This is a genomic window from Spiroplasma endosymbiont of Halictus nicosiae, assembly GCF_978018445.1.
In genome coordinates this window covers 633,887-659,793 of the sequence record NZ_OZ389573.1, presented here as the reverse complement: position 1 = coordinate 659,793, position 25,907 = coordinate 633,887, and the positions used below count along the sequence as shown (strand labels likewise).

At 25.6% G+C, this 25,907-nt stretch carries 33 protein-coding genes; 16 read left to right on the top strand and 17 right to left on the bottom strand.

The annotated features are described in order from the left end of the window. Positions 1-133: 133 nt before the first annotated feature. Positions 134-1,075 carry a hypothetical protein gene (locus ACZ91P_RS04545; protein WP_465158233.1) on the bottom strand — a complete coding sequence of 314 codons (942 nt, stop codon included), beginning with the start codon at positions 1,073-1,075 and terminating at the stop codon, positions 134-136. Positions 1,076-1,230: 155 nt separating this feature from the next. Here ACZ91P_RS04545 and ACZ91P_RS04540 point away from each other — a divergent pair, with 155 nt between their 5' ends. Continuing rightward, positions 1,231-2,193 carry a GMP reductase gene (locus ACZ91P_RS04540; protein WP_465158232.1) on the top strand — a complete coding sequence of 321 codons (963 nt, stop codon included), beginning with the start codon at positions 1,231-1,233 and terminating at the stop codon, positions 2,191-2,193. 28 nt (positions 2,194-2,221) lie between these two features. Here ACZ91P_RS04540 and rpsU read toward each other — a convergent pair whose 3' ends face one another. Continuing rightward, positions 2,222-2,386 (bottom strand): 30S ribosomal protein S21, encoded by a 165-nt coding sequence (rpsU, locus tag ACZ91P_RS04535; protein ID WP_465158231.1) that lies wholly within the window; start codon positions 2,384-2,386, stop codon positions 2,222-2,224. Between the two features lie 448 nt (positions 2,387-2,834). On the opposite strand from rpsU, the gene ACZ91P_RS04530 reads away from it, so the two are divergent. From ACZ91P_RS04530 to ACZ91P_RS04520, 3 genes are all read left to right on the top strand, one after another. Beyond that, a complete protein-coding gene (locus tag ACZ91P_RS04530) occupies positions 2,835-3,005 on the top strand; it encodes a hypothetical protein (protein ID WP_465158230.1) in 171 nt (56 codons plus the stop codon). Between the two features lie 585 nt (positions 3,006-3,590). After that, entirely contained in the window at positions 3,591-3,800 is a 210-nt protein-coding gene (locus ACZ91P_RS04525) for a hypothetical protein (protein ID WP_465158229.1), read from the top strand. A gap of 9 nt (positions 3,801-3,809) precedes the next feature. Continuing rightward, entirely contained in the window at positions 3,810-4,004 is a 195-nt protein-coding gene (locus tag ACZ91P_RS04520; RefSeq protein ID WP_465158228.1) for a hypothetical protein, read from the top strand. 59 nt (positions 4,005-4,063) lie between these two features. On the opposite strand, the gene ACZ91P_RS04515 is transcribed toward ACZ91P_RS04520, so the two are convergent. The 5 genes from ACZ91P_RS04515 to ACZ91P_RS04495 form a co-directional block, all read right to left on the bottom strand. Further along, a complete protein-coding gene (locus ACZ91P_RS04515; protein WP_465158227.1) occupies positions 4,064-4,432 on the bottom strand; it encodes a hypothetical protein in 369 nt (122 codons plus the stop codon). A gap of 240 nt (positions 4,433-4,672) precedes the next feature. Further along, entirely contained in the window at positions 4,673-5,632 is a 960-nt protein-coding gene (locus tag ACZ91P_RS04510) for a hypothetical protein (RefSeq protein ID WP_465158226.1), read from the bottom strand. Positions 5,633-5,644: 12 nt separating this feature from the next. Then, positions 5,645-9,733 (bottom strand): ABC transporter permease, encoded by a 4,089-nt coding sequence (locus ACZ91P_RS04505; RefSeq protein ID WP_465158225.1) that lies wholly within the window; start codon positions 9,731-9,733, stop codon positions 5,645-5,647. A 42-nt stretch (positions 9,734-9,775) separates the two neighbouring features. Next, a complete protein-coding gene (locus ACZ91P_RS04500) occupies positions 9,776-9,922 on the bottom strand; it encodes a hypothetical protein (protein ID WP_465158224.1) in 147 nt (48 codons plus the stop codon). 364 nt (positions 9,923-10,286) lie between these two features. Further along, entirely contained in the window at positions 10,287-10,451 is a 165-nt protein-coding gene (locus ACZ91P_RS04495) for a hypothetical protein (RefSeq protein ID WP_465158223.1), read from the bottom strand. 1,281 nt (positions 10,452-11,732) lie between these two features. On the opposite strand from ACZ91P_RS04495, the gene ACZ91P_RS04490 reads away from it, so the two are divergent. After that, complete coding sequence (locus tag ACZ91P_RS04490; protein WP_465158222.1) at positions 11,733-12,017, top strand: hypothetical protein; 285 nt, start codon at positions 11,733-11,735, stop codon at positions 12,015-12,017. A 183-nt stretch (positions 12,018-12,200) separates the two neighbouring features. Here ACZ91P_RS04490 and ACZ91P_RS04485 read toward each other — a convergent pair whose 3' ends face one another. After that, positions 12,201-12,338 (bottom strand): hypothetical protein, encoded by a 138-nt coding sequence (locus tag ACZ91P_RS04485; RefSeq protein WP_465158221.1) that lies wholly within the window; start codon positions 12,336-12,338, stop codon positions 12,201-12,203. A 343-nt stretch (positions 12,339-12,681) separates the two neighbouring features. Between ACZ91P_RS04485 and ACZ91P_RS04480 the strand changes: the two genes are divergently transcribed. The 10 genes from ACZ91P_RS04480 (at position 12,682) to ACZ91P_RS04435 (ending at position 18,948) form a co-directional block, all read left to right on the top strand. Beyond that, positions 12,682-12,840 (top strand): hypothetical protein, encoded by a 159-nt coding sequence (locus ACZ91P_RS04480; RefSeq protein ID WP_465158220.1) that lies wholly within the window; start codon positions 12,682-12,684, stop codon positions 12,838-12,840. Positions 12,841-12,851: 11 nt separating this feature from the next. After that, the gene (locus ACZ91P_RS04475; protein ID WP_465158219.1) at positions 12,852-13,310 is read left to right on the top strand and encodes a hypothetical protein; all 459 of its coding nucleotides are present in this window, start codon (positions 12,852-12,854) and stop codon (positions 13,308-13,310) included. A gap of 386 nt (positions 13,311-13,696) precedes the next feature. Further along, positions 13,697-14,554: a hypothetical protein gene (locus tag ACZ91P_RS04470; RefSeq protein WP_465158218.1), complete on the top strand. Its 858-nt coding sequence runs from the start codon at positions 13,697-13,699 to the stop codon at positions 14,552-14,554. A 36-nt stretch (positions 14,555-14,590) separates the two neighbouring features. Then, positions 14,591-15,682 (top strand): hypothetical protein, encoded by a 1,092-nt coding sequence (locus tag ACZ91P_RS04465; RefSeq protein ID WP_465158217.1) that lies wholly within the window; start codon positions 14,591-14,593, stop codon positions 15,680-15,682. 63 nt (positions 15,683-15,745) lie between these two features. Further along, a complete protein-coding gene (locus tag ACZ91P_RS04460; protein WP_465158216.1) occupies positions 15,746-15,907 on the top strand; it encodes a hypothetical protein in 162 nt (53 codons plus the stop codon). Positions 15,908-15,920: 13 nt separating this feature from the next. Beyond that, a complete protein-coding gene (locus tag ACZ91P_RS04455) occupies positions 15,921-16,613 on the top strand; it encodes a hypothetical protein (RefSeq protein ID WP_465158215.1) in 693 nt (230 codons plus the stop codon). 20 nt (positions 16,614-16,633) lie between these two features. Further along, positions 16,634-17,176 carry a hypothetical protein gene (locus ACZ91P_RS04450; protein WP_465158214.1) on the top strand — a complete coding sequence of 181 codons (543 nt, stop codon included), beginning with the start codon at positions 16,634-16,636 and terminating at the stop codon, positions 17,174-17,176. Between the two features lie 355 nt (positions 17,177-17,531). Continuing rightward, positions 17,532-17,765: a hypothetical protein gene (locus ACZ91P_RS04445; protein ID WP_465158213.1), complete on the top strand. Its 234-nt coding sequence runs from the start codon at positions 17,532-17,534 to the stop codon at positions 17,763-17,765. A gap of 76 nt (positions 17,766-17,841) precedes the next feature. Beyond that, entirely contained in the window at positions 17,842-18,687 is an 846-nt protein-coding gene (locus ACZ91P_RS04440; RefSeq protein WP_465158212.1) for a hypothetical protein, read from the top strand. A gap of 51 nt (positions 18,688-18,738) precedes the next feature. Further along, the gene (locus tag ACZ91P_RS04435) at positions 18,739-18,948 is read left to right on the top strand and encodes a spiroplasma phage ORF1-like family protein (protein ID WP_465158211.1); all 210 of its coding nucleotides are present in this window, start codon (positions 18,739-18,741) and stop codon (positions 18,946-18,948) included. Positions 18,949-18,955: 7 nt separating this feature from the next. Here the strand turns inward: ACZ91P_RS04435 and ACZ91P_RS04430 are convergent, their stop codons facing one another. Further along, positions 18,956-19,087: a hypothetical protein gene (locus ACZ91P_RS04430; RefSeq protein WP_465155538.1), complete on the bottom strand. Its 132-nt coding sequence runs from the start codon at positions 19,085-19,087 to the stop codon at positions 18,956-18,958. Between the two features lie 64 nt (positions 19,088-19,151). Here ACZ91P_RS04430 and ACZ91P_RS04425 point away from each other — a divergent pair, with 64 nt between their 5' ends. Next, positions 19,152-19,586 (top strand): hypothetical protein, encoded by a 435-nt coding sequence (locus ACZ91P_RS04425; RefSeq protein WP_465158209.1) that lies wholly within the window; start codon positions 19,152-19,154, stop codon positions 19,584-19,586. A 31-nt stretch (positions 19,587-19,617) separates the two neighbouring features. Here the strand turns inward: ACZ91P_RS04425 and ACZ91P_RS04420 are convergent, their stop codons facing one another. The 8 genes from ACZ91P_RS04420 to ACZ91P_RS04385 all read right to left on the bottom strand — a co-directional run bounded on the left by ACZ91P_RS04420 (position 19,618) and on the right by ACZ91P_RS04385 (position 25,844). Beyond that, positions 19,618-20,013 (bottom strand): hypothetical protein, encoded by a 396-nt coding sequence (locus tag ACZ91P_RS04420; RefSeq protein ID WP_465158208.1) that lies wholly within the window; start codon positions 20,011-20,013, stop codon positions 19,618-19,620. Between the two features lie 197 nt (positions 20,014-20,210). Next, entirely contained in the window at positions 20,211-20,891 is a 681-nt protein-coding gene (locus ACZ91P_RS04415) for a hypothetical protein (RefSeq protein WP_465158207.1), read from the bottom strand. A 258-nt stretch (positions 20,892-21,149) separates the two neighbouring features. Next, a complete protein-coding gene (locus ACZ91P_RS04410; protein ID WP_465158206.1) occupies positions 21,150-23,885 on the bottom strand; it encodes a DEAD/DEAH box helicase family protein in 2,736 nt (911 codons plus the stop codon). 59 nt (positions 23,886-23,944) lie between these two features. Further along, the gene (locus ACZ91P_RS04405) at positions 23,945-24,643 is read right to left on the bottom strand and encodes a hypothetical protein (protein ID WP_465158205.1); all 699 of its coding nucleotides are present in this window, start codon (positions 24,641-24,643) and stop codon (positions 23,945-23,947) included. Between the two features lie 188 nt (positions 24,644-24,831). Continuing rightward, a complete protein-coding gene (locus ACZ91P_RS04400) occupies positions 24,832-24,966 on the bottom strand; it encodes a hypothetical protein (RefSeq protein ID WP_465158204.1) in 135 nt (44 codons plus the stop codon). 29 nt (positions 24,967-24,995) lie between these two features. Beyond that, complete coding sequence (locus tag ACZ91P_RS04395; protein ID WP_465158953.1) at positions 24,996-25,277, bottom strand: spiralin repeat-containing protein; 282 nt, start codon at positions 25,275-25,277, stop codon at positions 24,996-24,998. 6 nt (positions 25,278-25,283) lie between these two features. Then, positions 25,284-25,469, bottom strand: coding sequence for a spiralin repeat-containing protein (locus ACZ91P_RS04390; RefSeq protein WP_465158952.1), 186 nt, complete (start codon positions 25,467-25,469; stop codon positions 25,284-25,286). A gap of 234 nt (positions 25,470-25,703) precedes the next feature. Then, positions 25,704-25,844, bottom strand: a complete 141-nt coding sequence (locus ACZ91P_RS04385) for a hypothetical protein (protein WP_465158203.1) — start codon at positions 25,842-25,844, stop codon at positions 25,704-25,706. Positions 25,845-25,907 lie beyond the last annotated feature (63 nt).

Here is a 25,907-nt window from a genome sequence, read left to right as displayed (position 1 = left end):
TTTTATATAAAACAATAATTTTTGTCAATTAAAATATTATTAATTTTTTTTTTTTTTTTTAAGAAGATTACATTATCTAAAATCACTAATAAAAATGGATTTTAATATTATAAAATCCATTTTAAAAATCTTATTAATAACGACGTTGCATATGGTCAGATGCTTTATATTGTGGAATGTTAATCATATAACCATCTTCACGACGTCATAATCCTTTAATTACTTTTGTAATTAGATAAATCATAAAGATTGTTCCAATTAATGTTGCAGTAAAATTTAAAATATTAGCGAAAATTGCTAGTCCATTTTGTCCTTTTTGGAAGATACGGGCAAATGCTTCAATTAGTTTTAATAACGCCGTAATAATTTGGATCACTAACATTATTGTTACTAAAATAGTATAAACAGTTGAAACGAAACGTAATCATTTTCCATAAGAAGTTTCAGCCATCATATTAGCAACAACTTTATTACTATAAAAACCAGGGACAAAAATTAAACTTAAAACACTAACAACAGCTAAAACTCCCATCATAATGGCAAAATTTTGTTTTGAGTCTCCAACTCAAGTTTTATCTGTTGCCTTGTTATAAAAAATCATAATTGCAACAATACTAGCAAGAGCTGATACTAATCAAGCAGTCCCTAAATAACGGACAATAACAACGCGAGCATTTTTTGTTGCTTTAACATCAGTATCTGGTAATCATGTTAATGCAAATGGTGCAAAAAAACCACCAATTGATAACGATAATACCGCTAAACTTCATTTGTTTGCACATAATTCGGCATCAGTACTGCTAATTGCATAACGAATCAATCCAATATTACAAATTATTGTTGTGAAAAATGAAAAAATCACTACTAGTAAAAGTACAACTTTAACACTTGTTAAATCAGCATATGAATTCATTAATCAAGTATTTGCAGCGTTGATATCACCAGGAAAAGTCCCATTGTTATATCGGCCTAAGTAATAAAAGTAAGCCCCTCCTGCTATTGTCATTCCCGCAATACCCACAATACTTGATAACACAATTCAAAATCTAGTAAAACCAAAATTTCTTGTCATCATTTGTATAATCACTATTCCTTTCTACAATTACATAATTAATTATATGCTGGTTTTAATATGATTACAAGATATTTTTTTATTCTTTTTTAAAAAGAAAACTCGGGTTTTTCCCCTTATTTTATGGTACATTAAATAAGTGAGGTGAAATTAAAAAAATGAAAACATTTGATTATGAAGACATTCAATTAATTCCAGAATTATGTGTTGTTAATTCTCGAAAAGAATGTGATACAACCGTTAAATTAGGAAAACATACTTTTAATTTACCTGTCGTACCTTCAAATATGGCAACGGTAGTGAATGAAGAATTATGTGAAAAATTAGCAGAAAAAAATTATTTTTACATTATGCATCGTTTTAACGTAGATCAAGTTAAGTTTATTAAACATATGAAAAGTAAAAACTTGGTTACATCAATTTCAGTTGGTGTTAAACCAGATGATTTTGCACTAATTGAAACATTAAAAAAAGAACAATTAGTACCTAACTATATCACAATAGATATTGCTCACGGTCATGCTTTTAGTGTAAAAAAAATGATTGAACATATTCGCAGCCATTTAGGTCATGAAACATTCATTATTGCAGGTAATGTTGGAACACCAAAAGCTGTTCGTGATTTAGAACAATGAGGCGCTGATGCAACAAAAGTTGGCATTGGACCCGGAAAAGTATGTATTACTAAATTAAAGACTGGTTTTGGTAATGGTGGATGACAATTATCGGCTGTTAAATGATGTAGTAAAGGTAGTTCAAAACCAATTATTGCAGATGGTGGATTACGAGTTAACGGTGATATTGCGAAATCAATTCGAATGGGCGCAACAATATGCATGATTGGTAGTTTATTTGCTGCGCACCAAGAATCACCTGGAAAACAAGTTGAAAATAATGGTATTAAATATAAAGAATATTTTGGATCAGCAAGTGAATATAATAAAGGTGAAAAACGTTATGTTGAAGGTAAAAAAGAGTTAATTGAAATTCGTGGCAGCATTTTTGAAACATTACGTGAAATGACAGAAGATTTACAATCATCAATTTCATATGCTGGTGATAAAGATCTTTCGGCCATTAAAAAAGTTGATTATGTAATTTTAAAAGATAGTAATTTTTAAAAAAAATCCCACTTAAAATGGGATTTTTTTAACGAAAACTACGTGATTGTTCTTGTTTATAACGTCTTTTTTCTTTTTTGCTCATTCAGTGTTCACGTTTTCGGGCTTCTTTTCTTTTAACTGAAGAAACCTTGTTAAATCGTTTTAACGCTTTGTCTAGCGGTTCTCCTGCTTTGACAACAATAGTAGCCATAATATTTCAACTCCTAAAACTATATAAATTAACAATATCATCTTATCACACTTTTTTTAACAAAACAAACTTTTCTGATTTTATGTATGCATAAAATTAAAATATTTATTGGAATATAAATATTTTAATTAATTTCTTTAAATTTCCTACCATATCTTAAACTTAATACCATATTTTTATTCTTTTTTAACCTTTGTTAAAATTTCATAATTATTATTCTCGATTGTTAATTTTTCTTGGACAACTGTTTTAATTTTTCGCGATAAAAAAGAAATCCTGCCATTGCTTTTTCATAATCTGTTATAACAACTTCTGAAAAAAGACCTTTTTCAAGGCAAAGTGCTTTTAATTTATATGATGTTGTATAGTGTAAACCAATTAAAACAAAACAACTCTTATTAAAAGGTTCTTTTTTTATTTGAAATAAAACAACTCCTAAAAGGAGGTAATGATAATTAAGCAACAAAAAATATGTGATGTTAATGATTGTTATAAAGTAATATCATTCATTACCGAAGAATTTTTATCAAATAAAGTTTTATGAACTTGTGAAAAACATAAAGATTTATTGAATAAAGTAAAAGATAAAACACAAAAGCGGTTTTATAAACGTTTATAAAATTCAAAAATTATCTTTGATTGAGAAACTGGGTTTTTAAAACTTAAATTTTACAAAACAACTTAATGCAGAGTGGGACGGTTATTTTAAATAACTAAGTGCTTCCATAAGAAGATGAGTTTATACTCATTCCCACAGCCAGCCGAGGCGAGTACTGAAACAATGTATGAGGAAATATGTAAATCGGCGCTGGTTCATTAGAACTAAGCGATAGTCGTGATGCGTCCAAGGCTAACATCAAACGACAATAAATATTGAGATGGTGACACAAACAATTAAATTTGCGTTTAGCATTCGATCCTTTGCATGGGTGCGAGTAAATTTAATTTCAAAAACTGAGCGTCAAATCCCAGAGCGAAAGCACAAATGGGCACGGATAAAGGAAGACATATATATGTCTGGCGTCAATATTAAAAAACAACTGTGTATTATTAAACATTCAAATAATTAACATACCGCCACCGCTCACCCCCAGTGAAGCGGATGGCGTAATAAATAAATAGATAAATACTTATATAACTAATTCTCGCTTGTCACTTTCACTTGGGAGTGAGTGCTAGCGAGTTAAAACTAGGAGGAATTATAATGACAGAATATAAAAGTAAATATATTAATAAAACTTGAAATGAAATAACAAGATCATTTGATTGAGTTAATTGTCAGCCTATTAATTGTCGTATTTCACATCATAAAAATCATTATGATTTACAATACAAAATTAACGATATTTTAGATTTAGCATTAGATGGTTGAAGAATATTACAAATTGACCCAAAAATTAAAGGAGTAATTTAGGAGGTTTATATGAAAAAGTTAAATAAAAAACCTTGAAAGTTTTTAAGTAAAAAGAAATTACATAAGAAAAAAATTGAGCGTGCTAATGAAAGAGCAAGAATAGAAAATAAATGTCAAAAAATTAATTGTAATAATAAAAATGCTTATTTTGGAAATAATTATATTGAAAAAATTTGTGATAAATTAGAGTGAAATTTAGGTTAAAGAATTCGGAGGAATAAATTATGACTAAAAAATACTTATTAATTATTAAAAATGAATATTTAACTACTATCATTTAACTTATAACGTTGATTATTCTTATTCCTTAAACTTAATATAACATCATCAACAATTTCTTCACTTAATATTAAACCTTGTGGAAGATACTCTGACTCCACGTAATCACTATTAATCTCTGATTTTAATAAATCTTGTTTTCAAAATAATGTATAAAAATTATTATTACATTTAATAATTATAATAACCTTTGAAGCAAGTGCAGTAATTTGATCTTTCAAATAATATTTGAAAAACATTAAATTATTAATTTCTTGCGAGTTATTATTTTTAACTTCTTTTATTGCTTGTGCTAATTGATTTCAACATTTATTGTACATTTCTTCTTCGGCAATATAAAAAATATCTTTCAACATAAAAACTCCTTACATAATTAATTTAAAATAATTTAATACATTTTATAATTATTACATCATAGAATTTTCTTATGGAACCATTTTTTCTATTATAATTATACCACATTTATTCTAAAAAATTTATTTAATTATATCATATTATTAAATTAAAAATAAATATTTTATTCAAATTATTAAAAATAAATAATAAATTGCATAATTATAAAATTACTGCAAATAATTTTTATTAATATGTAATTAACTAAAACTTATGTTAGCACTACCAATATAGTATTCTGATTTATGATAAGAAGTAATTCTTCCACCTTTGTTATCAGGGTTAATTTCTAAATATAAATCATTTAATAAAGCACTTAGTCGATTTAACTGGCTAACAAAATTAACACTAATAAACATCATGATTACTTGTAAAATAGTTACTTTTGGTAATTTACCTAAATTTGTTGTTAACTTCATTTGTCCTAAATTCTCTTTTACTATTGGAGGTTCAGGTGGGACAACAGAAAAAGACACTTTAACTGAACCATAATAATCTGTTCTTGGGTTATTATCTTCTGACCAATGGTCTTTTCCTGAAATTAAAGTTGCTTCAGTTTGATTAGGTTCAATCATAATTTTATCAACTTTATCAATTTGTCGGTTTCATATTTCTGATGTTTGTGGTCCAATAAAATACTCACCAAACTTATCTAATTCTGAAATAAGTTGCATATTGTTAAAAATAGTGGCAATTAAAATTGTTTTTGGTCGTGCATCAGTAATTTGTCCTAAATCAATACTTTTTACTTTATCAGCTAAATGGTTTGAAGTTGTTACTGTTTTATTAATTTTTATTGTATTTAAATTTGTTCCATCATTAAAGTTCAATTCATATTGACCATTACGATACAAATCAATTTTATTAATTGGTTTTGATTGATTATTAAATTTATAATTTTTTATTAACTGATCAAAGTTTCATTTTGTTCCTTGAAACAATTGCGCTAATTGCTGGAATAATTCAGGAATAGTTTGTTTATTATTTTGTGGATCAATTGTTTTAAAATCAACTCCAACAAAACCAGTTACTTCAACTGGCAAAACTGGTGGATCAACTGGAATATTATTTCAATTATCATTTTTAGTACAACTAACTACAGACATTACTGGTCCTGAAACTAGAATTCCAACAGCAATAGTTGCTAATAATTTTTTCATTTTAATTCCTCCTTAATCCGCATTCATAATTGCAATCAATGGATTAATTCGATTCATATTGAATCAACTAATTAAATATGCAATAAAGTATAATAATAATCCACTTCCAATTGCAATAAATGGAATCATGACATTCATAAACAGTGGTAAAACTATTCCAATTCGAATTAATATCATATTAGAAATAATTAAAAATAATCATCCAAAGCCAAAACCGGCAATTGTCATTATTACAATAATAGGAATATACATTCCAATAACTAATTTTGTGATATAACGATTTTGATATCCTAATACTTTCATTGTTGCAATAATTGTTTGGTTTTCTGCAATAACAATATTACTTGTTAAAATAATAATCATAAAACTTAATACAAACGAAATTCCAATAATAAAGAAGATAATCCCATTAACTGCTTTTGAAATATTTCCTAAAATTGATTGTGCTTCAGCAATTGGCATTAAACTACCAAAAGTACTATTTGCATATGGTGGATAAGAAATTTCACTTCTAATACCACCATTTAAACCATAAAAACTATAGTCACCAAATAATTCACTTGTTCCTAGTCCTGTTTCAATATCATCAATTTTATCACTATTAGAAATTTTATAATTAAAAATCGGATATTCATTTTCAAAGACAGCAATTCAATTAACTGTACTTTGATGTACGCTTCAATATTCAACAAACTTATTTCATAAGTTATTAACAGGCGTACTTGAATGATCTTTAATAAATTTTTCTAACAAGTTTAAATTCTCTTTTCTTGATGGTGTTAATTCAGGATTCTTCCTGATAAATGAATTCATTCATTCATTTAAAAACAATTGTAATAAATAATTCCGTGTTTTATCATATCCTAGTAATTGTTGTGTCCTTTCTTCATTAATTCAAGCTCGTGGTGAACCATATTGATTAGTAATACCAACAACTGTAAAAGTTTGATTCTTCATTTGATTACTTACTCGATAACTTCCATCAACAATTTTATCGTTTAAAATTGATGGTTTTGTAAAATTTGGGTCAAGTGAATCAATTTTACTTTCTAAAACATATTCATTATTTTTATCTATAACCTTATTTTTATATTTATTATCACCATTAAACATTAATTTACCAACTCGCCCTTGTGCTTGAGCATCATGACCTGTTACATCACTTCCATCTCAACCTTGTAAAATTTGATCAGAAGTAACACCTTGATTACCATGAACTAATGCTTTGCGAATCAAATACGGACTAATTTGATTTCCAACTGTAACATTTAAGCGTTTAGCTAATGATTCATTTAAAACAATATTATTACTTGCTGTAAATAATTTTTCATTTAAATTCGCACCATTTTTATTAGTTAATGCTTGGTTTTTAAATGTACGATTAATTCCGTAAATCTTAAACTCAATACTATTTAATTCAGCATTAATCATTGTTCCCCGATCATCTGTTAATGGATTAAACGGAATTACTCCGAAAGTTAAATTAAAATTACCATTGTTTTGATTAAATGCTTCTTGCATTTTTAACCGAACAGTTTGCGGAGAACGTGAATATACTCCTTGAATAAAACATTGATTAACATTTTCTACAAAGTAAGCATAAATTCAATTATATAAATCATACATTGGTTTTTTTAAACGTGTATTAAATTCATTTCCTGTTGCTGAATTTAAAACATCATAAAACGATACAGACAATGGTTGTTCTAATGCTGAACGAAAATGATTATTAGCTAATGTAATCGTTGCATTTCCTTCTCCAAAATCTCGTTTATAATCACTTTGGGTAAAAATATTGTTTCTTAAATTATCATTTAAATTTAAATTCCCTCGTGAATCAAAATAATCTGCACGTTTAATGTTTAAACCAACAGTTTCCCGATATTTTCAATAAAATAATCGAGATTTTTCTAAAATATCAATATATTCGCGAGCTGTTTCTGTTGTTCTTAAATATTGTTCAATAGTTGATTTTTTTAAAAGATTTAGAGCAAAATCATTGTAATCACCTCATGTCGTACTACAAATTGCTTTGGATAAACCCGGATCACTTGAAGTTAATTTATTACTTTGCAAAAATTCTTTTGAAATATTACGATATAACAATGACCGCATATCATCTGCTTGATAAGTTGGAGCAAAATTTTCAGAATTAATTTGCCCTGTTTCAAAATCAGTAAGATATTGATTAACATCTCTTGTCATATTTGTTTTAGTTAAAAGACTGTTTTTACTATCTCATGGTTTTTGACTTGGATCATATGTTCGCAAAAAACTTGTTGGTAAATTATAAATCGGACTATTATATTCAACTAGGATTTTATAATTATCTCCTTCGTATGAATAACGAATATTATTTTGTAAGATAATTGGAATTGTTGTTGACATTGTAATCATAATGGTACTAATAATCATTGTTAAAGATACTCCTACCATTTTTCCAATTGAATTAGATAATTGTACTGCTTGAAATCGTGCATCAAATGTTTTATGAATTGCAAACATTTTATAAACAATTTTTTTAAAACGACCATGTGAAACTGTTTTTTCTTTACGAATTAATTGTAGTGGTGTTCTTGAAACTATCATAATTGTTCCACTAATCATTGTGACACAAGTTAATAAAGCGAAAATAAATAAAACACAAGTTACTAATGCTAATGGTGCAAATACAAAATTTCCATATGGTAAATTAAAATATGAACCAAATAAATATTTAACAGTAAATTGGCCACTAATTCCCGTTCCATAACCAACTATTCCCCCAATTAATGCAATCATTAATGGATAGGAAATATAACTAAAGGTTAATACACGACGACGATATCCTAATGCTCGTAACAATCCATTTTGTGGGCCAGTTGCATCAATTTGTCGACGAATAACTAAAATTAATACAAAGAACGAAATAATTAGTAAAATTGTAATTAAAATATAAGAACCACTAATAAAAGCACTTAATGTTCACGTAAAATATGTAATTCGTTTTGCAAATTCATAACGATTATCTGTTCGAAACATAGCAATTGGTAAACCAGTTGATAGTGTTTTAACATAATATCCATTTAAACCAATATGTTTTCCCTGGTCAGTATTTAAATAATTATTAATTATTTGGCTATAATTACTTCGCATTTGGTCAACTTTTGTCTGTTGAAATTTTCCAACATAATAAATTTCTCGTTCTAATTGACTTTCTGGAATTAAAATTTGTTTTGTTAAATCTAACTTTGTTACAGGATATTTATTACCAACTGTATCTTCAACTGTATCTTTAACTAAGCCAAATAATCGCGGATCTAAATATGCAATTCCTTCATTTTTCATATTTGGAAACGGATGCCCTGCATCAATAATTGGTGTAACATAATCCGCTGATTGTCCAAATCCAACGACTCGAAACCAATTTTCATTTGAATATGATGATTTTGGCAATCATTTATTAATATCTTCTCTTTCATATGAAGTTAAATCAACACCTTTTAATTCACTATCAGCAACTTTAATTGTTGTTCCATATCTATCGGGTTGTAATCGAATAATATCATTAATTTTAATATTATTTTTACGAGCAAACTCAGGCGTCAAATAAATCCAATGCATTGTTTCTTCATTAATTGATAATAAATATTTCATATAAAAACTTAACGGCATTCCATTAGCAACAATAAATTTATCAATTTCTTGATAAGGATTTAATGTTACTGCTTTAATAACTTTATTTTTTCCCAAACTAAATGTTCGTGCTTCAACACGATTATAAATAAAATGTTCATTTCGATTTTTTAATTGTTCTTTAATATATTCTAAAATTGCGTTTTGACGAACCCCATTATCTGTAATTTTTTCAAACTGTTCTGGTTCCCCATTTGAATTTTTAACATAAGTAGTATTAGTAAAACTAACAAAAAAATCATGTTGATTACTTAATTGTTCAGAAATAAAAGTATTATAATTATTCTCTACTCGTTGTTTAGAAACTTCAATAATTGTAAAAATAAAACTAGTCAAAAATACTAAAACAACTAAACCAAAAAATTGAATTTTATTTTTAACCGTGTTTTTAAAATTGTTTTTAAATAATAACTTAAAACCTGTCATTTTTCTACATTCTTTCTTCTTCTCTTTTGTTAATATTTGAATTTAGTTAAAATAAAGATTAGGTGGTGTTGCTTGTTTTTTAAATTGTGTTAATAATTCTGTTTTACGAAGATTATCAACAATACTAGTTTTTTTAATAAATCATTGATTAAAATCATAATTTGGATAAATTATTAATAAAATTGACATTGTTAATTAACTTTGTTGGGGAATAACAATACTAGTTAAAGTACATTTACAAAATGTATAGTAACTAGAAGCAATCACATCATTAATGTTTTTTTAAATAACCTATATATAAGCGAAACAATATTAGCATTACAATAAAACTAATAGTAAAAATTGCATAAAAAACATAGCATAAAATAACTAAAAAAGAATATATTGTTTCATATGCAATTATATTTTGCAATTGAAAAATTATTGAAGTATAACCAAAAATAATATATATGAAATTAAAACAATATTACAAAGTCATAAAATAATAATTTGTCAATTAGAAAATAAAATTAATTTCCACGCTAAAATTGTTGTCTTTTTTAATTGTTTAAAATTAATCAAAATTTGAACTAAAATTCCCAAATGTAATATTTAAAAAACTATAATTACCAGCAATATCAATAATTGAAAACGATGATGAAAATAAAATATAAGCAAGAAAAATAATAAAGAAAATATTAATAAATTTTTGATATTTTTTTAGAACATATATTTTCATTACCATCACCTTTATAGCTTTCATTATATTTTTCTCATATTATTATAACATTATTCCTAAATTAATGTAAAATTAAGTTTAATAAAAAACTGTGAAATTGTAAAAAATACAGTAAATAATATTACATTTCCGTTTTATATAAAAGGTTCTTATTTTAAAGAATTAAGTTTAAAAGCATTAACAATTAAAAAATGAATTGATGAAAATGGACAAGAATTAGCAGAATTTATATATCGACAACAAGCTTGATTAATAAATGGAGAATATAAATCACAATCACTAAAAGATTTAAAATTAGTAGTTTCAAAAATTGATTATATTTTTAGAGAACCATTAGAATTAATAAAAAATTTTAAAGGGATTGTAAATTGTAAATGCAAATGTAGCACTTTATTGAAAAAGAATAAAGTGCTTTTTATTTTGTAAAAAATACTTATATTTATTGGATTAATCGTTAGATAGTATCTTTTACACTTAATAAAATATGTTTTTTCAGAAAAATCCATCCTTTCTTTTCTTAAAAAATTTTGAATAATTGTTTTATTTAGTTGTTAGTTAATTGTTAAATATAATTACTAAAAAATATATTTAATAAACAAAGAATTAAAAAAGATAATGAGATAAAAAAATAAAGATACTATCTAACGATTAATCCAAAATTCAATCTTTAAAACTTAATATTTTTTGATGCTTAAAGATGGATAACTCATCTATGGCACGAAGCCTTAAAGAAAGTGTGAAAGCGATTGGATTTACTACTCCTATTTATTTCTTTAATTCTCGGCAAGATTAATCACTTGCGAAATGTCAGAGCATGTGTTTTTTGGCTTGTTTTCATAAAAAGAGTGTTGTTAAACCGAAAAAAACAATATCGGACACTAAAAAAACAAGAGGGTTGGAACTCCAAAAGGTTATTTTCTTTATATAAAGTTGTGTAGGGATGGATGAAGCGTAATTAATAACTGGGTAAACTGTTTTTTGTTTATTTCCTTATCGGGGTAAACTCTATCAAAATATCCTATCCGCCCCCGCCCACCTTCAAAGTGGAGCGGGCGGCGAAGTAATTAAATATTAAAATAAATTATTTACTAAATATCAAAATATTAACCAATAAAGCAATATTATGTTTTTTACAGAAAGGAAAATATTTGATGAAAAAATGAAATAAAAAAATTAAAAATAAATTACAAGAATTAATGATACAAGCTTATCTGGTAACAGTAAATGATATTAATGGTGAAATTTGAGCAACAAATAAAAAGAATTAAGGAGTATAGATAAATGACAGAATATAAAAGTAAATATATTAATAAAACTTGAAATGAAATAACAACATCATTTGATTGAGTTAATTGTCAACCTATTAATTGTCGTATTTCACATCATAAAAAGCATTATGATTTGCAATGTTTAGAATGAGCCAAAATGTACTTAAATTTATTTAAAGACAAGTGAGATGTTATTGTTTCATATACGCAATATTATAAAATTAACGATACTTTAGATTTAGCATTTGATGGATGAAAAATATTACAAATTAACAAAAAAATAAAACAAATAAATTAAAATATATTATTGCAATTGACCCTGCTGGAATTGGACAAACTGGTATTATTATTTATAATGTTTTTCAAAAGAAAATAATTAATAATATTACTTTTAATTCCAAAAATGAAGAAGAAGCAATAAATAATATGTATTTAATATTAAATGAGTTTAAAAATAAAATTTGTTCTTATTTAAATAAAGTTATTGTAATAATTGAAGATTATCAACTTCATAAGGGTTTAAAAAAAATCCATTATTTACTCCTAAATTTATTGGTGGTTTAAAAGTTTTATGCAAATATCTATTTAATTTAAAATATATTTTACAATCACCAATCATTAAGAAAAATTATATTTATAAAGGAAATATTAAAATGTCTTAGAGCACGAACACGATACTTGGAAACATTTACAGTATTTTTTAGCAAAAGGAGTTGAAAAAAATAGCACAAACAAAAAGTAATTTACCTAAAAAATCAATAACTAATAAACCTAAAATAAAAAATAAAAAAGTTAATAAGTTATAATTAACTGTTAGATTACATGAAAATCCGATTAAAACTAAGATTAAGGCACTGGTTGCTGGTGGTGTTGAAGTTGATGCTTGTTCGGCTAAATGTCAGTGAGAAGGATTAAATTACTCAACATTTTCAATATATAACCCATCTATTTTAACAGAGTTTTTGAAATTAAAAAAAGATAATGAGATAAAAATTAAAGGCTCAGTATTTAATCAGTTAAATATAAAAACTAAACGCTATTTTTTGTCTTTTAGAGTAGACAGTTTTGAAATTATACAAAAAGCGATTAGAAAAAGAACAAATACAAATATTAAAAAATAGGAGGAAATACAATGGCATTAAAAAATGTAAAATATGTTCTTATTAATGAAAATAGTGAACCTATTAAAAATGAAGATAGTAGTTTAGATATTAAAACTGCTGAAATTATTTTAAAAAATACTGCTGAAGTTGAAGAATTTAATGCAATTAATTTAGAAAATAGTAATCAGCAAATCAACGAACTACAAACAAAAAATACTGAATTAACTTCACAAATTGAACAACAAACAATTCAATTAAAACAAATTGAAGTAATTGACTTTATTAATTCTTTAACTGATAATGAAGAATTTAAAAATGTTTTATTAAAGTCTTATGATATTACTGATGATATTGAAATCATTAAAACACAATTGCAAAGTGTTTATGATGAATTAATTAAGGTACAAACAGTTAATACTGGTGGCGTACCAAAAGTAGAAAACAAAGAAAACAATATTTTAGATACAGACAATGTATTTAATAAATAGAAAGAAGGAAGTAAATTATGGTACAAAACCCACAAAGAATTTTCGGAGATATTGCTAATCAAGCAACAAAACGAGATCGAGAAACATTTGAACAATGATATTTACAAACTTATCAACAAAAATTTAGTTAAGAAGCATTATTTGCGTGAAAAGATGCAAGTAAATTTAGTTTAGCATATAAAAGAAAGAAAAATATTAAATATAATGAAGGTTCTGGTAAAGATGGGAAAGTATTTAATAATGATGATAAATTATTAAATTATTCAAAAGTAGAATTTGATGATGAAATTGTTGAATTAGATACAATTTTAACTTTTACTTGTAAATTAGACCCCGTAGAAAGTGATTTTAATCCTAATCTTTGGGCTGCTGACATTGAGCAAGCAATGGATACTGAGGTTGCTTATAAACGTAATAAAATTTTAGAAATTATTAATAAAGGAACAGTTACAACTATTCAAGGCAAAAAAGCAGATGATACTAATGCTTTACAAATTCACGATGAAATTATGGATAAAATATATGAAAATGACTTTACCCCATTAGAAACAGTTGTCTTGGGTTCGGCTGATTTTATTCGTGGAATTCGTAATAAATTACAGTTACAACTTGTAGCAAATGACCAAATAAACAATGTAATTGAAACAAGCGGAGCAATGAAAACTGTTGAAGGAACAACATATTATATGGTTCCTAAAAAATTACCAATTATTAATAAAGATGGTTCAGAAGGAACAATTACTCTATTACCAGATGGTGTTAATGCAATTGCCTTTAAATTTAGTAAAAAATATGACCCTCTTATCTTACGTAAAAAAGACCATACTCCATTAAGAGTTGGTACAGCTGCATTGGGTACTGGAATGGGTAATACTTTGATTATGGAAAGAGTTTTATATTTAGGTGGGGCAGTAGTTGAACCTAAGGGAATTATTAAACATATTGTTTCAAAAATTGATATTAGTAAAATTAATAAAATAGATAAACCAAATATTCATGTTACAGACCCAACAAAAGCAACAGCCGAACAGTTAAAATCACAATTTAAAGATGTTGTTTTAAAAGCAGTAAAAGCAGTAAATAGTTCTTTAACTGAAAGTGATTTTGATTACTTTATTGAAAGTAAAGGTGAAGACTGACCAATTAATATTACAAATGATAAAACTGTTGAAGTTCAAATTGAAGGTAAAAACAACGCTACTGGTCAAACAAATCCGATTGATGTTAAAATTAAAAATTCTTAATAGTACTAAAAAATAGTACTTTTTCGTTTGATAGATATGCCAATTGGAACATCTAAAACAGCTCTTATTTATGCTGTTAAAAAAAATCCAACTAGATTGTCAATCCAACAACAAGAAAAAAATTTTGGTTTACAGTTATTAGAATTTTTAGGAGTTCAAGTTTTAGCTCTTGGTTTATCAGTTTTAACTGGTGGTGTAGCATCCGCCGTTGGTCTTGGTGCGGGATTATCTAATTTTGCCGCAGCATTTATCTCATTTGGAGTAGAAACAGCAACTGATTTTGCTGTAAATCAAATATACGATAAATTAACCTCAGAAGTGACAGCAAAAAGTACTGCCTTAAATTTGCTACCTGCAATTGGTGGTATTGGAAAATTAACGCGTGCTGCTCGAACAACTAAAATTTTAAAATTAGCGAAAGAAACTAAACTACTTGAAAAATTAGGTGTAATAACTGCTAATAATTTAGAAGATGTTGTAAGGCAAGTTAGAGGTAAAAAGATTTTATCTGATAAATTAATATTTGATTTTACAAAACAAGCTAAAAATGAAACTTTATTATATACAATTGGAAAATTAGCCCGAAATGATTTTTATAAGGGTTTTAAAGTTTCTAAATTAGAAACAATTAATAATTTATTAAAAATTGAAAAAAATATTCAAAAAATAAGCCCTACATTAGTTCAAAAAATACCACGCATAAATGAAATAAATGCTAATAAATGATTGTCTGAATATGGATTAAATATTGATAAAATAAGCAAAATTAATACTAATGAGTGATATAACATAATGACTAATCTTCATAAAAAAGGTGTTGGTAAAAACCTAATATTAAATGCTAATTTAATGAGGGGCAGTAAAATATATAATAATAAATTATTAAATATTTTTCATCAAACACCAATTAAATTAAATAAAATTTTAAATCATTTAAACCCAAATTTTTATATTCAAAAAGTAACTAAAAAATTATTAGCCCCAATTGAAAAACAAATAATTACTATTAAACAAAAAGTAATTAGTAAAATTACTGATAAAACTAAAAAAATATTATCTAAATTTGAAACTAAGGCTATTAAAAAAGGTCAATTATTACCTTTAGCTTATGGTTCTGATGTTTTTTAGCAGTTAAAATTGTTCCATTATCAGTTGCGGGTGAAGTTGCTTTAACAATATATTATAAAAACATTGGGTATTTCTTGACCAGCATATGTTATTGTTTCAGCAATGCTTATTGGAGCAGGAATTATAGTTTTAATTATTGAAACTATTAGATTTATCAAAACTCATAACAAACAACAAAAACAAGATAGTATTGAAGATGTTATTAAAAAAGAAGATACGAAATAAAGAGGCGATATAAATGGGATTATTATTAGCAAAAAAGAAATTAAAAAAAGAATATGATATTGATAGTTATTATCTTAATTTAGCATCAACGATTACTAATCGTAAAAATGTTACTGTTCAAAAACATAAGGAGATTTTAGAAAAAAGAATTTGTGAAGATAATGCTAATTTTTTAAATCCACGAGATTTAGAAATTAGCATTTATAATCCAATTAATAATAAACAGATAGATACTAAATTAATTAATAACTTTTTAAAAATGAAAGACTTTACTAATAAGAATTGATATAACGAATATAAAATTAATAAGAATGGTAAAGGTGCATATTTTATTTTTGCTAATAATTTAAAACTTAATTTTATTACTATTGATTTTTATAATAACCAATATGACGAATTAGGTAATTTAGTATCTTGTACTTTTGATTATGACCCTTATATTAAAAATGACCAGAGTGTTTTTATTACTGAAAAATTAGAAATTGATTATGTAACTAAACAAGTTAAAGTTATTAGAAAGTTAAAAACACGATTATACAGCACTATTACCGACTTATATATTGATGATGCTAAATGAAATAACTATACAACTTTACAAAGAGAAGAAATATTGCCACTTAATTTTATACCAATTGAAATTATTCCTAATAACCCTAATTTTGAGCCTTCTGCTCGTTATGGTAAAGAATTTGCTAGTATTTTTTAGATATTATTGCTGAAAAGATAATGTTAGATCCATTATTAAATAGTGGTAAATTTTCCATTAATACTAATGGTGTTACTGGTGTGGTTGACCAAGAAATTAGTAAAATGTTGGCTTCATTTATTGAAAATGACTTGTTATTAGTTGAAGGAGACTCTGATAGTAATTTTCAACCAGTAAACTATATTGCTGGTAATTTTAAAGGTGAACAATTAACCAAAATATATGATTGATTATTAACTAATTACTATAAAATAAATCGCCATCATGTTCCCGCAATCGCCAAGGGAGCACAACAAACACAAGCAGAAGTTGCGGGAGTAAATATTCAAACAAACGCATCATACGAACAAATGATATATATTAGAGAAATTAAATTAACTGAATTCATTATTAAGTTAATTAAATATGATAATGCTATTTTAAACAGTAGAACATTTAATATTAAAAATATTGATGATTTAATTATTTATGTTCGCCTACCAGTAAATGCTACTTTAAACAGACAATTAAATAACAATGAAACTATTATAAATATGCCTAATGAAGAAGGAGAACAAGAATAATGTTAAAACCATCTGAAAAAATGTTAGCACAATTAGCAGAAAATGATGAACCAATTGACTATTCAATTGATAGTATTCCATTAGATTTTGCTAGTCAATCGTAGTACAGCGACCCTGATTTAGAACAATTATTTACTGAAGACCGTGCCAGAACCTTATATATTTATAAAATTAATAATCTCTTGTTAAGACAAAGCAAAAACCAATCTTAAACTACTCTCAAAATAGCATTAAAATAGGTTTTATTGACAAAGATGAATATATTAAAATAACTGGTTATGAAATTAGTGATTTTAATTTTAAATTACAAATTCAACAAAATACCACAGTCCAAGATAATAGCACAAGTTATGTAATGATTGAAGAAAAAGATATTTTAATTAATGATATTTCAAAAAAAGACAAAGAATTTTTAGAATCCTATGATTTAAAAATAGTATCTATTAATGAACCAATTACCGAAGACAATAAAAATGAATGTTATATTATCGAAGAATATAAAAGACCTTATTCACCTGATGGTGTTGATATTATTAAATCTACTCATTTAGTTAAGGTGACTGATTTTAAATGAAAAAACCAAATATAGTATTCATTTAGTATTACAAAAATCATTACCCGAAGATACAGTATTTACTGGGATTGAGATTAAATACCCTAAATCAATGTTATTTGGAAATATTAAATGTTGAGGTAATATTAATGGTGTTTATTCTTATCCTTCATCAATAGTTGAAAATGCTAATTTAGTACCGTTGCTATCTATGTCTATTGAAACAAAACCTAATTTAAGAGTATTTCAATATTGATTTACCGAAAGTTTTTTACCGTGGTTTATTGCAAAAATATATATTCAACCAGATAATATTTTAAGTTTAATAAAAAATAATGGTTTAGAAAAAGTTTTATTAAATTATTTAACTTATCGTTATAATTATGATCGAAAATTTCAAGGTGCAAAATATGATGAAAAAGGAAATCCCACTAATAAAGCGGCTGAATTACGTCAAAAATTTGAAGGACAAAAACCAGAAGATGTTATTGATGGTTTATTTGAAAATTGAAAATTAGACAATCCAAGTGAATTACATAAAAGATATGTAAAAAGAATTAAACAAGTGATATACATGTTATTAAATTATACATATAGTAAATATGCAATTAATAAAGGCTATAATGATGATGTTAAATTATTTGCCCCTTATTATTTTGAATTAATATCTAATCCAAGAGAGGTAGAAACTGGATATTGAGAGTTTGAACATTGCAAAGTTAAATTAAATTCATCATATTTTAATTTTACTGGTGGTTCTATTCCAACAACACCAATAAATTATTGAGAAGAGGTTTATTCAAATGACAAACCATTTAATGAGAAAGATGATAAATGATATTTTGCTGTGTGGCGTGGTGATAAAAATGCTGATTGGCGTATTATTAAGTTTAAAAATAATGAAATGACTATTAAAATTGATAATTCTAATAATCGGCAATTGCAGAAAACTGATTAAGGTATAGGAAGAGATTTATATATTACAAATGATTCAGGGGTTGTTAAATATGTGACACATTGAACAGATGATAATGGTTCTTACTTTAAATCAGTTTATCGTTGAAATAATGATAGCGAACCAAATACACCGTTTATTTTACCTAAAACAGGACAAATTACAGATTGAAATTTAAAAAATCAAAATAATATTAATAAAAATGATGAAATTAAAGAACTGTTAAAAACAAAGATATTTCAGAAAACTATATTTATCAATTAGAAGCAAATTACTTTAATTGATTATCCATAACAAGTGAATTAGAAACAAATAATATACCTTCTCTTATTCCTGCTGAAATTAAACTATCTGATGGTGAATATGGCAAATATTTAACTAATTTAATTGTTTCTAATGACAAAATAAAAGATTATTTAAACTATTTTTCTCAATGAAATAAATTACTTTATTCTAAATCAAATTGAGTGAGTATAACTAAAAATTTAGTTGAGGACAGTATTAAAATAACTTTTTTAAAACACGAAAAACTATTTAATTTAAATCAAATCGAAATATCTGGCATATGATGTTATGGGAATTATGATATAAATATTTTTATTGAAAAAATAAATAAAAAAATTACTGAAGGAAAAGATATTAACTTAGAATTAATCAAAAATTGTCCTATCGGAACTAAAGTCAGTGAAAAAGACAGAAATACATATTTACAATTAATCGAAGATAATGAATGATATTTCTATAAAAATGGCATTGAAGATGAAAACTCATATTCAAATATCACAGTTGTTAATTTTTTAAAACAATCAAATAGTTTATATTTTCCTATCCACCCACAAAAGAACAAATTAATATTAATAATTTACAATTATTTAATAAAAATAATGAAAAATTATCATTAATTACATTAGAAATATAAAAAGTTATTTAGATTTATAAATCTAAATAACTTTTTAATTTATTTTCAACATATATTTTTGGTTCGCTATCATTATTTCAACGATAAACTGATTTAAAGTAAGAACCATTATCATCTGTTCAATGTGTCACATATTTAACAAACCCTGAATCATTTGTAATATATAAATCTCTTCCCATACCTAAATCAGTTTTCTGCAATTGCCGATTATTAGAATTATCAATTTTAATAGTCATTTCATTATTTTTAAACTTAATAATACGCCAATCAGCACTTTCATCAACACGCCACACAACAAAATATCATTTATTATCAATTTGATTAAATGGTTTTTCTTGATATGCTATTCATTCTAAAATACCATTTTTTGTTTTTATATTATTTTTTTCTTTTAATTCTGGTTCTGCCATTTCTCAAATTGATGAAAAAATACTAATAGCTTTTTCACAAGGAGATTGTCTAGAAAGAGATTCCCATATTAAATGTCTTATCTACATTCTTTTTTCTATATCATTTAATCTATTTCAAAATAATCGAGTTAAATCAATTTTCTTTAAATTAAATCCCAAATTTTCCTGAATTATCGGGTTTGTGTTTAATATTTCAATTACCTTTGATAATGAAGCACCATCATTTGCATTGTTTGGAAAAAAACTTGCAATTTCTTCTTGTTCCATTTCTTTAAGATCTTTATTATTAATAATATTATTACTAAATAATCTAATAAGGAAACAATTTCTTTAATAACATCATTAGTTTGCTGTGGATTAAAGATAATTTTGTTGTGTTTTGTTAATGCCATTGTTTGATAAATTGGTCCTAATAAAAAAGTATCTTTATCGTTTAATAAAAAAATTTGTTTAGTATCAAAGAGACTTTGTTGCGTTGCTGTTAAAATAATTGGATTTTCTTTTTTATTAATAGATAAGGCTGGTTGATATTGATCAACACTAATTTTAACATCAGAATATTCTTCGCCATCAATTATTAGTTTAATTGTTTTCCCTTTAATGTGTTTTAAAAATCGTTCTGTTTGAAATGCTGAAAACCCAAAACTTTTCGTAATTGATACCCCATAAAAATCCATTTTTTGTGTTTGTAAAAAACTACTAACATTAATAAATTCTTGTTGTAAAAAAATAATTACTTTTTCAGCAAATGGTGCAAAAGTACTTTTATTAGGATAAAAAGTAAATTTTTGTGAAATTTCATAACCTTTTAAATAATCTGGATCAAGGGCAGGTTTGGTTAAAAAACTCAGTTTTGACGCTACTTGGCAATAAAGCATTAATTCTTTTTCATCGCTTGAACTTTTCTGTTCATCAATTTTTAATAATGTTATTTTTTTGTTTGATATAACTGTTCGGCAATATTAAATATTGCTAATCTCGCTAAACTCCGAATGTATTCAAGATTAAAACTTTCCATTTTACTATAGGCTCCTTTAATAAAATAATACTATCCTTTAATTATAATACATTTTTGCTTAACTGGCGAAATGGATTAATCTTTTTTACTTACAATTATAAATACATTTTAATATCATCTATTCTTCTTCAAGTTGAACAAAAAATTTTGCAGTAAAATAATTGTCTGTTAACATTGTGTCATACTTGCCAAAGCCAACAAAAGAATATAATTTTAATCCTAAATTTGGTCATTTTAAATTAATTTTATTTTGTAAAAATAAGTATTTGGTTATTGCACTATTTTGCATATCTCGCACTAATTTATTAGCCATTGTCATCACTTCTGGAATTGACCAATAAAATATCTTTTGATCAGGTAAATATTTGGTTAATTTTCCATAACCAGTACCATCTTCATCCGCCAAAATAACTTGTTTTGTTTGATCAAATGTTAGATATCCTGCTTGAAAAGCAATAATTCGTAATTCACCTCGTGATAATAAAAAATTAGTTCGGCCAATTATGGATAAGACTTGTTTTACAGTATAAGTTGTCCCGGGTAATAATGGTGTTGCTGCACTAGAATACATTTTTAATGTTTCATGTTCTAATTTATATTGTAAAAGTAACAATAATTCAGCCACAATCACTTGATGCTGGTCAATAAAATAAGTTACTAAATCAGGAATCGTTAAATAATTTGGAAATAATTGCGTAAAAACATTCATACTTGTTACTTCATATAATAATGATGTTATTAATAAATTATCATATTCTAGGTTAATTGCATCAGCAGTAATAGTTTGACTTAAACGTAAAATAAAATAATTAATAATTGGATAACTATCTAAAAATAAAAATTGTTTTAAAATATTTTTATTACGATTAGTATTATTGTCATTTTGATGATAATGCGTAATATTTCGGCCAATTTTAACATAAAAATCATTAACATAATTATAAAATTGGTATAAGGATAAATCATAATCAGATAGTAAATGTTTTAATCCTGCCTCTTGATATTTTTGATAATATTCACGAATATGGGTTTTAATTCGAGCTCGATTATCATATCATTTTCGTAAGTTATTTAAAATAATTTTTTGTGAGCGTTGTTCTAAGGTAATTGTACAATTATAAGGCAGTCCTTCATTAGCTAACAGTCCCTTTATTGATGTTAATTTCGGATCATATAAGTTTTTAATCCCAACAGTAATATCATATTTGCTATCAATATTACTAATTAAATCATAAACTTCTAAGCGACTTTTTAATTCTGTTTTACGAAGCCCTCGCCCAAGCTGTTGTAAATAAACTGTTTTTGAATTTGTTGGTCGTAATAAAATAATAGTATTAATTTCTGGTACATCAATTCCTTCATTAAACATATTAACAACACATAAATAATTAATTCGCCCTGTTTTAAATTCATGTAAAATCCGCGCGCGGTGGTCACGATTTTCAGATGTTAAATAATCTGCTCGTAAATGGTTTATTCGTAAAAATGTTACTACCAATTTAGCATGTTCAGTTGTAACACAAAAAATTAAGGCAACTGGTTTTGCATATAAGCCAATATATTTATCAATCATTTTTAATAATAACTCATTTCGAGCATTTGTATTTAACTTTTTAAAAAGTTCATTATCAGCATTTAAATCAACACCAGTTAAATCAGCCGTATTATCATCAATACAATAATAATCAAATGGACATAATAAACGTTGATTAACTGCATCTCATAGTCGTAATTCTTCGGCATATTCATTAAGAAAATATTTTTTAATGGACTTACCATCTTCTCGTTCTGGTGTTGCTGTTAATCCAAGTACTTGTTGTGGTTGAAAATAATTAAAAACTTGGTCAAAGGTTGTAGCAGCAATATGGTGTGCTTCATCAAAAATAACCACATCAAAATGATTTGTCGCAAACTGTGGTAACCGACTTGCCATGGTTTGAATAGTTGCAAAGATATGCGTTTGATTCTGTATTACTTTGCCCTCATACATTACTTCTCCAAAAGTTTGATCCATCAAAACATTGCGAAAAGTTTGTAAGGCTTGGTCTAAAATTTCTTTCTGATGAGCCAAAAACAACAACTTCAAGGCTTGATGATTATTTTCTTGTAATTGGTGTAAATAATCAAACGCAGCAACAACAGTTTTCCCCGTTCCCGTTGCCATAATTACTAAATGTGCTTGTTTACCACAAAGACGACGATACTGTAATTTTGTCACAATTGCTTTTTGAAAATCATATAAGTATTTTCGAATGGTTAAAATTTCAGTTGCAGTATGATTAAACATTGTTGCAATTCGCATTGATTGATTTTGACTAATACGTTCTAATAAATGATTACGTGCGATTTCATCATTAAAATCAACTAAAACTTCATTTCATAAATGCTCAAATTCATCAATTATTTCCGTAACTAAATTAGGATTATTTTTTATTGTTAACTTAATATTTCATTCTCGCCCAGTAACCATTCCTTTATAAGTTAAATTTGAAGAACCAAGAATTACGGTTGAAATACCATGGAATCGTTTAAAAAGGGAAGCTTTAATATGAATTCGTTCACTTCGTTTTTCTAAATTATCTTCAACTTTGACTTGGATATTATCATAAGTTGTTACTAAACGGGTCAATTCTAATAAATTATTGTATTCTGATAAATCATCAAAAGTTGTTGTAATAATTCGAATTGAAATTTTTTGTATTCAGCAATGTTTAATTGATGCTTCAATTTTATTAATAATTGCCTTTGAAATAAAAGGAAAAACAAAGCATACTTCATCAGCAGTATACATTTCATTATTTAATTCAACTAATAATTTTTGCTGATTTTGATTTGTAAAAAACTTTTCTCCCATTTATTTTCATCTCTCTTCTGGTAATTATTAAATAAAATAAGTAATTATAAAATTATTTACTAGACAATCATAATGTCAAATTGATTTAACCATGTAAAACATTCTTTTAATCAAATAATATCAATTTCAATTTTTGCAAGAATATCTTGAATAATATTATCAAATTTTCCGGAAAATTCTACTGTTGTTAATGCCATTGTTTTATCATTTCAACTTTTAACTAAATAAGATTGAAATAAGAACGTTAAAACCCCATCAGCAACATCAACTGCTGGAATGGTTGGCACTTTTCCTGCTAAAATAAATAAATTCTTTCGAACTTGTGGCGTTAAAATTGTTTTAATTGCTCGTTCAGATGTACCACCAACTAAAAATTTTTCTTCAAATAAATTATCTTGTAAATTAATATAATTTAATGGATTAAAAAATTTAGTTGTTATCCCGCGTGGTTGCATTGTAAATTGTCCTGTTAATTTATGATACGGTTGAATTGTGAAAATTGGGATACGATAAAATTCTTCTTTATCAACCTTATTGTTAATTTTAGTTGAAACTTTATGTGTAATTGTTCCAAAGGAAATATTTCCACTAGCATGAGTTAAATTAAACACAAAATCAATTTTAGTCTTATTATTAAAATTAATTAAACGCGTTGGTAATGGTTTAAATATTTTAGTAATTTCTAATAATGTTAATTCAGAAGTAAAATATTCTCCTAATGCTAAATTATAAATTGTCACTAAATCAATTTTATCCATAATCTGATCTGATAATTTTAATAATCGTGTCCATTTAACAATATAATAGCAAACTGTGATAATCAGCGCAAGGCCAATTAAAAACATTAAAATAGGAATTCATATTAAAGTTATTTTAATATTTTTTACGACAAATAAAATAATAATAAAAATTCCCATAATAATAAAAAGGGTCCTAAAAACATCATTTAACGAATAATTAATTGGAATCGTTTCTTTGGTGGCTGAAAGGAAATATTATTATGGTAATATTCTTGCAATTGATCATTAATAATTTTTCGACTTACTATTTTTCAATCATTATTTCTTAACTTTTCAATCATTTTAGTTTCCTCTTCTATTGCAATAATTTTTAGTATGAAATCTCTTTTGAGAGTAAAGTTATTTTAAAAGTAAACCTGTTAGTAATTAATTGACTATTTTTATTAGCCATTACCGTAAATTCAATCATTTCTCCTGGCGTTTGGTGATCAGAACTTTTATCATGATCATTAGTAATTTTAAAATCTGCAACTGTTACATTAATTAAAAATGTTGTATCAATTGCTTTTCTTACTTCCTTGATTAAATTAGCATCTCGATTTAATTCCTGATAATCAGCATCCGGATTGGCAATCAAAGCAATTTTTGCTATCGTAACTTAACTTATATTTAATTTTTGCAGCTCAACAGTAAAAGTAACTCTTCCCTTAATTAAATTACTACTTTCTGCTGCTTTAACAATAAAACTTACTTTTTGACTTGGCTCTTGTTTTTTATCACCCTCTTGATCATTTGTAACAATAAAATCATTTGTTGTAATTGTAATTTGTAATTTATTATTAATGGTACCAATTTAAACGCTTGATATGTTAACTTTGGATTTGACACAATTAACATTTTGTTAATTTCCACACTAGAAATATCTTTGCGTGCTAATAAAATACTACTAAAAGTAAATGAACCTTGAATTAAACTACTACTTGTTGTCGCAGTGACTGTAAAAGTAATAATCGTATTAGGAACTTGTTTATTTTGTGGAACTTGGATTAAGTACCACCTAAAATAAAACCTTCTTGAACTAAATTTTAATATTAATAATTTTATCACGAGTAACAGTTGTTGTCTTGTCGTTATTAATATTTTTATTATTATATCAAATTTCATATTTAGCAATTTTAACTGCTGTTGGGTCTTCCTTTATATTATATCGTGTTTGCATAAAAGTATGAAGATTATTAAGATGTCAGGTCCTGTCTGGTTAGTATTAATTTGAAATGTTTGT